The 12,322-nt window shown below is 58.0% G+C and carries 11 protein-coding genes; 4 read left to right on the forward strand and 7 right to left on the reverse strand.

The genetic code is table 11. The features are described 5' to 3' along the window. Positions 1 to 58: 58 nt before the first annotated feature. The 3 genes from WFM46_RS00295 to WFM46_RS00305 all read left to right on the forward strand — a co-directional run bounded on the left by WFM46_RS00295 (position 59) and on the right by WFM46_RS00305 (position 3,107). On the forward strand, positions 59 to 1,105 hold the full coding sequence (locus WFM46_RS00295; protein ID WP_156654903.1) for a YeiH family protein: 1,047 nt from the start codon (positions 59 to 61) through the stop codon (positions 1,103 to 1,105). A gap of 65 nt (positions 1,106 to 1,170) precedes the next feature. After that, entirely contained in the window at positions 1,171 to 2,031 is an 861-nt protein-coding gene (gene nfo, locus WFM46_RS00300; RefSeq protein ID WP_336996869.1) for a deoxyribonuclease IV, read from the forward strand. Continuing rightward, positions 2,031 to 3,107: a sugar kinase gene (locus tag WFM46_RS00305; RefSeq protein ID WP_180210017.1), complete on the forward strand. Its 1,077-nt coding sequence runs from the start codon at positions 2,031 to 2,033 to the stop codon at positions 3,105 to 3,107. Before nfo ends, WFM46_RS00305 begins: the two co-directional genes overlap by 1 nt. A gap of 35 nt (positions 3,108 to 3,142) precedes the next feature. Here WFM46_RS00305 and WFM46_RS00310 read toward each other — a convergent pair whose 3' ends face one another. The 6 genes from WFM46_RS00310 to fruB form a co-directional block, all read right to left on the reverse strand. Continuing rightward, positions 3,143 to 4,396 (reverse strand): NupC/NupG family nucleoside CNT transporter, encoded by a 1,254-nt coding sequence (locus WFM46_RS00310; RefSeq protein ID WP_180210012.1) that lies wholly within the window; start codon positions 4,394 to 4,396, stop codon positions 3,143 to 3,145. A gap of 90 nt (positions 4,397 to 4,486) precedes the next feature. Continuing rightward, entirely contained in the window at positions 4,487 to 5,422 is a 936-nt protein-coding gene (locus WFM46_RS00315) for a pseudouridine-5'-phosphate glycosidase (protein WP_180210013.1), read from the reverse strand. Beyond that, positions 5,415 to 6,350, reverse strand: coding sequence for a pseudouridine kinase (locus tag WFM46_RS00320; protein WP_336996870.1), 936 nt, complete (start codon positions 6,348 to 6,350; stop codon positions 5,415 to 5,417). The genes WFM46_RS00315 and WFM46_RS00320 overlap by 8 nt, the downstream gene beginning before the upstream one ends. A 277-nt stretch (positions 6,351 to 6,627) precedes the next feature. Further along, the gene (fruA, locus tag WFM46_RS00325; protein WP_263950405.1) at positions 6,628 to 8,322 is read right to left on the reverse strand and encodes a PTS fructose transporter subunit IIBC; all 1,695 of its coding nucleotides are present in this window, start codon (positions 8,320 to 8,322) and stop codon (positions 6,628 to 6,630) included. A gap of 16 nt (positions 8,323 to 8,338) precedes the next feature. Beyond that, entirely contained in the window at positions 8,339 to 9,277 is a 939-nt protein-coding gene (fruK, locus tag WFM46_RS00330) for a 1-phosphofructokinase (protein WP_103180352.1), read from the reverse strand. Continuing rightward, positions 9,277 to 10,407: a fused PTS fructose transporter subunit IIA/HPr protein gene (fruB, locus tag WFM46_RS00335; protein ID WP_159339597.1), complete on the reverse strand. Its 1,131-nt coding sequence runs from the start codon at positions 10,405 to 10,407 to the stop codon at positions 9,277 to 9,279. Before fruB ends, fruK begins: the two co-directional genes overlap by 1 nt. A 357-nt stretch (positions 10,408 to 10,764) precedes the next feature. Here fruB and setB point away from each other — a divergent pair, with 357 nt between their 5' ends. Continuing rightward, entirely contained in the window at positions 10,765 to 11,946 is a 1,182-nt protein-coding gene (setB, locus tag WFM46_RS00340; RefSeq protein ID WP_336996871.1) for a sugar efflux transporter SetB, read from the forward strand. Here the strand turns inward: setB and WFM46_RS00345 are convergent. Further along, on the reverse strand, positions 11,943 to 12,197 hold the full coding sequence (locus WFM46_RS00345; RefSeq protein ID WP_103180356.1) for a YkgJ family cysteine cluster protein: 255 nt from the start codon (positions 12,195 to 12,197) through the stop codon (positions 11,943 to 11,945). The genes setB and WFM46_RS00345 overlap by 4 nt on opposite strands. Positions 12,198 to 12,322: the final 125 nt, after the last annotated feature.

Raw genomic sequence — 12,322 nt, forward strand, 5'->3', positions numbered from 1 at the left:
CAATTTTATTTTTAAGCCAGCGCGCCGTAACCTTTTAGCCAGAGAAAAGGAGACGGTTTTGACAACACTCACCCTACAGCATCATCGTACCGTGTGGCACTACATCCCGGGCCTGGCGCTCAGCGCGCTGGTCACCGGTGTCGCATTATGGGGCGGCAGCATCCCGGCGGTTGCAGGCGCCGGATTCAGCGCCCTGACCCTGGCTATCCTGCTGGGGATGGTGGTCGGAAATACGGTTTATCCGAAGATTTACAAGCCGTGCGACAGCGGCGTCATCTTCGCCAAGCAGCACCTGCTGCGACTCGGGATCATCCTGTATGGCTTTCGTCTTACCTTCGCGCAGATTGCCGACGTCGGAGTAAGCGGTATTGCGATTGATATCTTAACCCTCTCGAGCACCTTTTTACTGGCCTGCTTTATCGGCCAGAAGGTGTTCGGGCTCGACAAACAGACCAGCTGGCTGATTGGTGCAGGCAGCAGCATCTGCGGCGCCGCGGCGGTGCTGGCCACCGAGCCGGTAGTAAAGGCCGAGTCCAGCAAGGTGACCGTGGCGGTGGCGACGGTGGTGATCTTCGGTACCCTGGCGATCTTCCTCTATCCGGCCATGTATCCGCTGGTAGCCCACTGGTTTAGCCCGGAAAACTACGGCATCTACATCGGCTCGACGATGCATGAGGTCGCCCAGGTGGTCGCGGCGGGTCACGCTATCAGCCCGGACGCAGAAAATGCCGCGGTGATCGCCAAAATGCTGCGGGTGATGATGCTGGCCCCGTTCCTGCTGATCCTGGCCGCAAGAGTGAAACAGCTTGCGCCAGCGGGCAACGGTGAGAAGAGCAAAATCACCATCCCCTGGTTCGCCATTCTGTTTATTGTGGTCGCGGTGTTTAACTCGTTCCATCTGCTGCCCAAAGCGGTCGTGGATATGCTGGTGACGCTGGATACCATCCTGCTGGCAATGGCGATGGCGGCGCTGGGCTTAACCACCCACGTCAGCGCCCTGAAAAAAGCCGGAGCGAAACCGCTGCTGATGGCGCTGCTGCTCTTTGTCTGGCTGATTGTCGGCGGGGGCGCCATTAACCTCGCGGTGCATAGCCTGATGGCATAAACCGCTGTAGCCTTATCCTGTTAACCCGCTATCATATGCGTTTGCGGGTTAACAGGAGTCCCTTTATGAAATATGTTGGAGCGCACGTCAGCGCTGCCGGCGGTCTGGCAAATGCCGCTATTCGCGCCGCCGAAATCGAGGCGACCGCCTTCGCCCTGTTCACCAAAAATCAGCGCCAGTGGCGCGCCGCGCCGTTAACGACTCAGGTGATTGATGAGTTCAAAGCGGCCTGCGAAAAATACCATTTCTCCCCCGGCCAGATCCTGCCCCACGACAGTTTCCTGATTAACCTCGGTCACCCGGTACATGAGGCGCTGGATAAATCCCGCGCGGCCTTCCTCGATGAGGTACAGCGCTGCGAGCAGCTCGGCCTGACGCTGCTGAACTTCCATCCCGGCAGCCATCTGTCGCAGATCGACGAAGATGCTTGTCTGGCGCGGATCGCCGAGTCGATCAACATCGTGCTGGCACAGACCCAGGGGGTGACGGCGGTGATTGAAAATACCGCCGGACAGGGCAGCAACCTCGGTTTCCGCTTTGAGCATCTGGCCGCCATCATCGATGCCGTGGAGGATAAATCCCGCATCGGCGTCTGCATCGATACCTGCCACGCCTTTGCCGCCGGTTACGACCTGCGCAGCGCGGAAGCGTGTGCAAAAACCTTCGCCGAGTTCGAGCGCGTCGTGGGCTTTGAGTACCTGCGCGGTATGCACCTCAACGACGCGAAAAGCACCTTTGGCAGCCGCGTTGACCGTCACCACAGCCTGGGTGAAGGCAACATCGGCCATGATGCGTTCCGCTTTATCATGCAGGATCCGCGTTTCGACAACATTCCGCTGGTGCTGGAAACCATCAACCCGGATATCTGGGCCGAGGAGATCGCCTGGCTGAAAGCGCAACAGCATGCCGAGGCCACCGCAGAATGATGAACGAAAGGGAAAAGCAGATCCTGAAGATCCTGCGGCGCAACCCCCTTATTCAGCAGCATGAGATCGCCCAGATCCTCGATATCAGCCGCTCCCGCGTCGCTGCGCATATTATGGATTTGATGCGCAAAGGGGCGATCAAGGGCAAAGGCTATATCCTCACCGAACAGGATTATTGTGTGGCGCTCGGCGCCATCAATATGGATATTCGCGGGGTGGCCGATATTCGTTTTCCTGAACCCTCCTCCCAGCCGGGAGCCATTCAGTGCGCGGCGGGCGGCGTGGCGCGTAACATTGCCCATAACCTCGCGCTGCTGGGGCGCGAGGTGCACCTGATCTCTGCCGTGGGCAGCGATTTTTATGGCGAAACCCTGCTGGAGCAGACCCGCCAGGCGGGCGTTAACGTGCAGAGCACCATCCGCCTGCACGGACAAAGCACCGCAACCTATCTGTCGATTGCCAGTCCGCAGGACGACACTGTGCTGGCGATCAATGATACCCATATCCTGCAGGGGCTGACGCCGCAGCTGCTGAATCACTCCCGGGAACTGCTGGCCCATGCGGGCGTCGTGCTGGCCGACTGTAACCTCACCGCGGAAGCGCTGGAGTGGGTCTTTACCCTCGCCGGGGATGTGCCGGTGTTTGTCGACACGGTTTCAGAATTTAAAGCCGACAGGATCAAACCCTGGCTGTCGCGCATCCATACCCTGAAGCCGACGCTGAAGGAGCTGCAGATCCTGGCGGAGTGCGAGGATCGCAAGCGCGCCCTCGCCGCCCTGCATGAGAAAGGGGTGCAGCGGATTGTGGTCTGTCTGGAAGATGATTCGGTGCTCTGCAGCGAACAAGGCGCGGAGCCGCTTCTGCTATCGCCGCTCACCCACCCGGTGGTTGACCGCTTTGGTGCCGATGACGCCTTTATGGCGGGGTTGATTTATGGCTTCCTCGACGGGAGCGATTTTACGGAAAGTGCCCGGTTCGCGGGTGGCTGCGCGGCGCTCTCCCGCGCCAGTGAAAGCATCAATAACCCGACGCTGTCGGTAGATAACGTCCTGTCGCTGCTGGAGAGCCAGCCGTAAACAGGCCGGGTAGTTGCCCTACCCGGCCTGCGTCACTAGCCTGCCAGACCAATAAAGAAGCCCGCAATGGTGGCGCTCATCAGGTTAGAGAGCGTGGCCGCCACCAGGGCCCGCACGCCCAACTGGGCAATCTCCGGGGCGCGCTGGGGCGATACCGCAGAAAAGGCGCCCACCACCACGCCAATCGAGCCGAAGTTGGCAAAGCCGCACAGAGCAAAAGAGATGATGGCGATGGTCTTCACATCCAGCTGACCGGCGGTTTGCAGATATGGCGAGAAGTTGAGATAGGCGACAAATTCGTTAATCGCCAGCTTCTGTCCAATCAGGCTGCCTGCGAGCGTGGCATCCTGCCATTCGACCCCCATGAGCCACGCCAGCGGTGCCAGGGCATAGCCAAACAGCCCCTCAAGGCTCAGGCTTTCAATACCCAACCAGCCGCCAATGCCGCCCAGCATACCGTTCAGCAGGGCGATGATCGCCACAAAGGCCATTACCACCGTCGCAACCCCGGCGGCGATTTTTAACCCGGTCATCGCCCCGGTCGCCGCGGCTTCGATAATGCTTTTCGGCGGCGTGTCGCTGAACGACAGGTTATCGAAGGTGACCTGTGACGCCTCCGTGGCCGGGCTCAGCAGACGGGCAAACAAAATCCCGCCTGGAATGGCCATTAACGAGGCGGCGAGCAGGTAATCAATCGGCACTCCCATTCCGGCGTAGCCAATCAGCATCGAACCGGCAATGGACGCCATCCCGCTACAAATAGCGGTAAACAGCTCATTGCGGTTCAGCTTATCGACGAAGGGTTTCACGATCGCCGGGATCTCGTTCTGGCCGAGGAAGATAGTGGTCACCGCCACGAAGGATTCAATTTTACTGATACGCAACGCTTTCTGGAAAATGGAGCCCAGAATACGGATCAGCAGCCCCATCACCCCGATGTAGTAGAGCAGGCTTATCAGCGCGGTGACAAAGATGATGGCGGGCAGCACCCGGAAGGCAAAGACGAACCCGGCGCCGTCAAACAGCGTATCCATTTTGGGGCCAACCAGCGCGCCAAAGATAAAAGCACTACCGGCATCGCTGTAGGACATTACCTTGCTCACCCCTATCGCGGCCTGTTCAACCAGCCATTTTCCTGGCGGGAAATAGAGCATGATGCCGCCAATTGCCACCTGCAAAATGAAAGCGGCGCCAACGGTACGCAGACTGATACGGCGTTTATTGACCGACAGGAGGAAGGCTATTGCTAACAGCACCGCCATACCCAGCAGACTTCTCATTACATCCATAATGATTTCCTTACCTGAAAACCCGGCGACTGGCCGGGTATCCGTGATTCCACTGTGAAGACAGGCGACGGCAAACTGCCTGTGAAAAGATTACGCGATGCGCTGGTACGCCTTCGCGATGTCGCAGGCCAGACGGGCGTTGTTAAAGACCAGCTGGATATTGGATTTCAGGCTGTCGCCACCGGTTAATTCCGCCACGCGGGCCAGCAGGAACGGCGTGCTGGCTTTGCCGGTCACACCCTGCTCTTCCGCTTCTTTCACCGCCTGATCGATAGCGGCGTTGATGGTCTCTTCAGGCATCGCAAACTGTTCCGGGATAGGATTCGCCACCACCAGGCCGCCGTTGAGGCCGGTCTGCCATTTCACCGCCATTGCGCGCGCGATGGCTTCAGCGCTGTCGAGACGGATGCTGACCTCAAACGGGCTGGTGCGACAGAAAAAGGCAGGCAGGGACTGGGTCTGATAGCCAATTAACGGTACACCGTTGGTTTCCAGATATTCGGTGGTTAACCCGAGGTCGAGAATAGATTTCGCCCCGGCGCAAACCACGGCGACATTGGTTTTCGCCAGCTCCTGTAAATCGGCAGAAATATCAAACGTGTGTTCCGCACCGCGGTGTACACCGCCAATTCCGCCGGTAGCAAAGACCTTAATCCCGGCCATTGCCGCAATAATCATGGTGGAGGCAACCGTGGTCGCGCCATTAATTCCTGCGGCAACCACAAAAGGTAAATCCCGGCGGCTGACTTTGGTCACCGCATGGCCTTCACGGCCTAACAGTTCAATTTCTTCTTTGCTGAGCCCCACTTTCATTACGCCACGAATAATGGCGATAGTGGCGGGAATAACCCCCTGCTGGCGGATCGCATCTTCAACTTCCAGCGCCGTCTGGGCATTTTGCGGGAAAGGCATGCCGTGAGAAATAATGGTGGATTCAAGGGCCACAACCGGCTTGTTATTATTTAAAGCGTCCTGAACCTCAGGAGAAATTTGCAGGAACTCAGCAGATAATTTTAATTCAGACATGTTCTCTCTCCATTAATGCGTTAACATTTTCAGCCGATAAGTCGGGGTTATTGGTATATACGGAAGCGAGCGCCAGCGACGAGCAGCCCTGGGCAAAACGAACGGAATGGGCAAATGTGGTTCCTTCCAGCCAGCAGAAGGCGAGCCCCGCCATCATCGCGTCCCCCGCGCCGGTGACATTGACAAGCCGGGTTTTAAACGGGGCTGACCAGCCGCTTTCGCCCCCTTTCTCGCTGTAATAAACGCCGTCGCCGCCCATGCTTAATACCAGCCGGAACAGGCCGTGCTGGTGAAACCAGGCCGCGACTTTCGGGGCATCCGCCGCGCAGGAGAGCGGGATGCCGCTCAGGGTTTCGGCTTCAATCCGGTTGGGCTTCAGCGTGTGGATATGGCCCAGCCAGTCACGCACTTTGTTGCATTTCCAGGCCGAGACGGGGTCAACGAATACCGGTGCCTGGCCTGCATTTTCAAATATCCAGCCCAGTGCAGATTCACTGAGATTGCAGTCGACCACCACCGCGTTTGCCGCACGCAGAAAGGCCAGGTGGTGGGCCAGATAGTCCGGATTGATGTAGTCAGAAATAGCCATATCATTAATGGCTACCAGCATTTCGCCGGTATTATCCAGCAAGGATAAATAACTGGAGGTGCCTTCGCCCGCGATCACCTGACATTTTTCCACCTGTACGCCAGCGGCATGGGTTTGTGATAGCAGCGACTGACCGTAAAAGTCATCGCCGACCGCGGAAAGTAGCCAGACATTTTTTCCCAACAGCGCAAGGTTTTGCGCAATATTCCGCCCAACGCCGCCGGGGGTAAATTTAATTTTCCCTGGGTTAGAGTCCGCATAATTAAGCGAGGCGTGTGAATACCCCGCAACATCCATATTCGCAGAACCAATAACAGCAATATAATCCTTTTCACGCATAGAACATCCTCTGGCACGCCGGCCATCGCAATGATAATTAAGCGAGTGAGTGACTTTTAATTCTATTAGAGCACATGTTTATAGATGAACACGTGTTTATAGTATGCGCAGAAAGGGTAAAGTAAAGCGGTGGCAAAAAGGGTGTGAAATGGTTATGAACAGAATCACAATTTTTTGTAGAGAGAGTTTTGCTGTCTACAAAAAACTGCGAACAGCAGCACGATAAAAAGCAAAAAAAAGGGCAGAGTCGCCTCTGCCCTTTTCGGATGAAGAAAGATTATGCTGCTTTTGCGGCAACCGCTTCAGCTTCCGGGCGTTTCAGCACCGCGTAAGAGAGGCCCGCTACCAGGGTACCGGCGATAATCGCAAACAGGTAACCCAGCACTGGCGTAATGGCGCCCGGGATCAGCAGAACAAACAGACCGCCGTGCGGCGCCATCAGTTTCGCGCCAATCGCCATAGAGATAGCGCCGGTCACCGCGCCACCGACGATACAGCATGGCAGAACGCGCATCGGGTCACGGGCAGCGAACGGAATCGCCCCTTCAGTGATAAAGCACAGGCCCAGTACCAGCGCCGCTTTACCACCTTCCTGCTGCGCCTTGTCGAACTTACGACGGGCAACGATAGTCGCCAGGCCCAGCGCCAGCGGTGGCACCATACCCGCCGCCATAATGGCAGCCATTGGCGCATAGGTCTGGGTACTCAGCAGGCCGACACCGAAGGCGTAAGATGCTTTGTTCACCGGACCACCCATATCGGTACACATCATCGCACCGAGGATTGCACCCAGCAGGACCGCATTGGCGGTGCCCATGGTTTGCAGCCAGTGGGTCAGGCCTTCGAGGATGCCCGCAACCGGTTTACCGATCAGGTAGATCATCGCCAGGCCAACCACCAGGCTGGAGATCAGCGGAATGATCAGGATCGGTTTCAGGGCTTCCATGCTCTGCGGCAGTTTCAGCTTCGAGCTAATCAGCTTCGCCATGTAGCCTGCGAGGAAGCCCGCGATGATCCCGCCGATAAAGCCAGAGCCGGTGCTCACAGCCAGCATACCGCCGATCAGACCTGGAGTCAGACCCGGACGGTCAGCAATAGAGAACGCAATGTAACCCGCCAGGACCGGCACCATCAGCGCGAACGCCGAGCCGCCGCCAATCTGCATCAGCGCCGCTGCCAGGGTACCCGGCTCTTTAAAGGCTTCGATACCAAAGGCGAAGGAGAGCGCAATACAGAGACCGCCCGCCACCACCATCGGCAGCATATAGGAGACGCCCGTCAGCAGGTGACGATACGCGCCAGCGGACTCTTTTTTGCCTTCAGAAGCCGCAGCCGCAGTGTTGCCCGCAGGCTGGAACGGTTTCGCTTCGGCCTGGGCTTTATCCAGCTCTTGCGCGGTTTTCTTCAGCGCCAGACCGGTGGAGGTGCGGTACATCGGCTTACCGGCAAACTTCGCCAGATCCACTTCGATATCTGCCGCCACAATCACCAGATCCGCAGCCGCCACCTCTTCCGGGGTGATCGCATTACCTGCGCCCACGGAGCCGCGGGTTTCAACTTTTACCCACCAGCCGCGTTTTTTGGCTTCAGTTTCAATGGCTTCAGCCGCCATAAAGGTGTGAGCTACGCCGGTTGGGCAGGCGGTAACCGCCACCACGCGTTTCGGACCCGCAGCAACAGCCGTCTCCGCCGCTGCGACAGGTGCGGTATAGAGTGCCGCATGGCCTTTCGCTTCGCTCAGGAACAGTTCCGGGTGTGCAACGGCGCGGTTGATATCGCCCAGCCACACTTTTTTGCCGTTCAGCGAACTGTCGGCGGGAATTTTGTCGCCGAGAACGATAACCAGTTCGGCATCGCCCGGGTTGTCGATGAAATCAAGGTGTGCTTTATGTCCCGCCGAACCGAGCAGGGTTTTCGCCATATAGGCGCGCGCCTGTCCGAGTGCAGAGTCAATAATCAGCAGCGTTTTCATTATGCCTCTCCTGCTGTCAGTTAAAGGGTTTTAAGTCAACGCGCGCCATCATCGCGGCCAACTGGGTACGATCGGTAATACCGACATTGCTCTGGCTGACGGCCAGGGCTGCAACGGCGGTGGCAAGACGTAAAGTATGTTCACTGGATTCGCGCATCAGCAGGCCATAAATCAGCCCGCCAACCATCGAGTCGCCGGCACCGACGGTGCTGACCACTTCCATCGACGGCGGTTTCGCGATCCATTCGCCGGAGGCGTTAACCCACAGCGCGCCCTCTGCCCCCAGAGAGATGACCACATGAGCGATACCCTGCTCACGCAGCGCATGGGCGGCTTCAATCACATCCTTTAATTCTGGCAGCTTACGGCCTGCCCAGATCTCAAGTTCGCGACGATTAGGTTTCACCAGCCATGGTGCGGCTTTCAGACCGGCCACCAGCGCATCGCGGCTGCTGTCAAAGATGATGCACGGGCACTGGCTGCGCAGACGCGTCATCCAGTCGGTAAAGGCTTCCGGGCTGACGCCGGACGGCAGACTGCCGCTGACGCAGACCATGTCGAACTGACCCAGCCAGCTCAGGGAGTCATTCACAAAACGTTCCCAGTCCGCCTGGGTCACTTCAAAACCGGAGAAGTTCAGATCGGTGACTTCGCCATCTTTCTCGGTCAGCTTCACGTTGATGCGGGTACGCCCCTGCACCACCTGGAAACGGTTGGCGATCCCCAGCTCGCTGAACAGCTGCTGGAAACCATCCTGGTTATCTTTGCCGAGGAAACCGCCGACGGTGACGTCGATACCCAGATCCTTCAGCACTTTGGCAACGTTAATCCCTTTACCTGCCGCGTGCAGGCCAGTGGTACGCACGAGGTTGACTTCGCCGCGTTCAATTTCCGGGCAAAAGCCCACGAGGTCGTAAGCCGGGTTCAGCGTAATAGTGGCAACACGTCTGCTCATTATGCGCCCTCCCCCAGACCCGCCGCGATGGCTTCGCCAATCGCTTTCAGCGCCTGTTCAGCATCCGCACCCTGCGCGGTGAAGCGCAGGCGATGCCCTTTTTTCACGCCCAGCGCCACGACTTTCATCAGGCTACGGCCATTGGCCGGTTTACCGCTGCCGTCGAGGTTGGTGACGGTCACGTCGCTGTTGAACTGCTTAATGGTATTGACCAGCATGGTGCCAGGACGGGCATGCAGGCCATGTTCGTTGCGCACGACAAACTCGGCGCTCAACAGTTCATCGGTGTTCACATCATCGCTGGTCAGCAGCGCCAGCAGGGTCGCGGCATCCGCTTTCAGCAGTTGTTCAGCTTTTTTGTTCAGCAGCAGATCGCTAAGGCGCTTCAGCACCTCAACCGGCTGTTCATCGGCCATGGCGACGGTCACCAGCATCGCCGTGGTTTCGCCGGCGGTATCGAATGCGGTTGTTGCACGGCTGACGGCGATAGCGCTGCGCAGGTTGCCTTCAGCACAGTCGTTCAGCCAGACACCCTGACCGAGATTCAGCGGTTTATCGTTAATGGCGTGGGCCACGAAGGCGGTATCCACCGCACCGGCCTCTTTCAGGCGACCGGCGTTCAGCGCCTGCAGGGTCACCAGATCGGAGGCGGCTACGTCGAGCGTCAGCGTCTCGTTATCCAGCTTCAGGGCTTCGCTCTGCTTTTCACCCATCAGCAGGGCGCGCAGCTCTTCGGCGGTGGTGGCGGATTTCAGCTGTTCAGCCACGGCGTCGTCGCTCAGGACGTGCGTCAGCTGACGCAGCAGACCGAGGTGTTCGTCGCTGCTGGCGGCAATGCCGATGGCAACATAGGCTACCTGGCCTTCACCCCAGAGCACGCCCTGCGGGAACTGATAGACCTGAACGCCGGTTTTCAGCACCTGATCGCGGGTATCGGTGGTGCCATGCGGAATGGCGATGCCATTGCCTAGGAAAGTAGAGGTCTGCTGCTCACGCGCCAGCATGCCGTCAACGTAGCCGCTAGCGACATTGCCCGCCTCTACCAGCGCGGCGGCGATCTGCCGGATAGCCTCTTCTTTAGTGCCGGCCTGTTCGCCGGGATGAATGTCCTGCACGGATAACTGGAACATAGTTCTCCACTCCTGCTGAAATTGAATCGTTTCAGCTTAAATGTGAAAAAAGGCGCCAATCCGTTTGGGTTAGGTAAACCAATTAGCGCTGAAACGTTTCAAGAAGTCTTGCGCTTTCCAGGCATCCTTGCAAGTAAAGCCGCATTTCAGCTTGCAGAATTTAGAGTTACAGCACATTTTTGCTTCAGGCCGCTGCCTTCAGGGGTGAACAGCCGTTCGGCTTCAGCAACTTCAGCAAGCGCAGCGACGGACTGAAAACCCGTTTTGATTTTTTGTGGGGTAACTGGCGAGGATATCTGTCTATTTTATGACAAGCGGCGTAAACTCCGCGTCTCTTCATATCACTGATACAGAAACATGCACACCACTCCCGCAGCCGCCTCACCCAAGTCATTTGATTTGACCTCATCGGCGTTTTTGATTGTTGCTTTTCTTACCGGCATTGCCGGCGCGTTACAGACCCCGACGCTGAGCCTGTTCCTCACCAACGAGGTGCATGCCCGCCCGGCCATGGTGGGGTTCTTCTTTACCGGCAGCGCCATTATCGGCATCCTGGTCAGCCAGTTTCTGGCCGGTCGCTCAGATAAGCGGGGCGATCGCAAATCTTTGATCGTCTTCTGCTGTCTGCTGGGTGTCCTGGCCTGCCTGCTGTTCGCCTGGAACCGTAACTACTTTGTGTTGCTGTTTGTCGGCGTGTTTCTCAGCAGCTTTGGCTCTACCGCCAACCCGCAGCTGTTTGCCTTAGCCCGGGAACATGCCGACCATACCGGTCGCGAGGCGGTGATGTTCAGCTCGATCCTGCGTGCCCAGGTGTCGCTGGCCTGGGTCGTGGGGCCGCCAGTGGCCTATGCGCTGGCGATGGGCTTTGGCTTCGCGGTGATGTATATCAGCGCCGCCGTGGCGTTTGTGGTCTGCGGCGCGATGGTCTGGTTTTTCCTGCCGACGATGCGCAAGGAGCCGAAGCTGGCAACCGGGGTGCTGGAGTCGCCGCGCCGCAACCGTCGCGACGCCCTGCTGCTCTTTACCATCTGCACGTTAATGTGGGGCACCAACAGCCTCTATATCATTAACATGCCGCTGTTTATCATTAATGAGCTGCATCTCTCCGAGAAGCTGGCGGGGGTAATGATGGGAACCGCTGCCGGGCTGGAGATCCCGACGATGCTGATTGCGGGCTACTACGCAAAACGCTTCGGTAAGCGCTTCCTGATGCGCGTTGCCGCCGTTGCCGGTTTGCTGTTTTACGTCGGGATGCTCACCGCGCACACGCCGGTAGTGTTACTTGGGTTACAGCTGCTGAACGCCATCTATATTGGCATTCTCGCCGGGATCGGCATGCTCTATTTTCAGGATCTGATGCCGGGTCAGGCTGGCGCGGCCACCACGCTTTATACCAACACTACCCGCGTCGGCTGGATCATCGCAGGCTCCGTGGCGGGCGTCGTGGCCGAGATCTGGAGTTATCACGCGGTATTCTGGATTGCGCTGGGGATGTGCATCCTCACCACGCTCTGCCTGACGCGCATTAAGGATATTTAAGGCGCGGTAAGCGTCTCGAGTTCGAGCAGCCAGGTCATGGCCTGGCCGCGCGTATCGCCGCACATCTCCCGCGACGGCTGCAGGCCAGCACACACTTTCGGGCGCGAGCTCGAGCCGAAAATTTTGCAGCGCTGTTGCGCGTCCAGCTGCACGCAGGGGGTATTGGCAGGCTTGCCGTTGGGCATCCCGGGAATGGGGCTGGTGATGGAGGGGGCGGTGCAACATGCTCCGCAGTCCGGACGGCAATCCATATTCGTACTTTACCTGAAAGAAAGCCGCTCCCGCGGGCGTGACGGGCACAGTAACACCTTTTACGTATTGATAGCAAAAGCCACGAAATCCACTTGCCTGAAATGCCGCGCGCGAGTACTTTGAC

This window comes from Leclercia sp. M50 (assembly GCF_037150775.1).
Taxonomy (GTDB): Bacteria; Pseudomonadota; Gammaproteobacteria; order Enterobacterales; family Enterobacteriaceae; genus Enterobacter.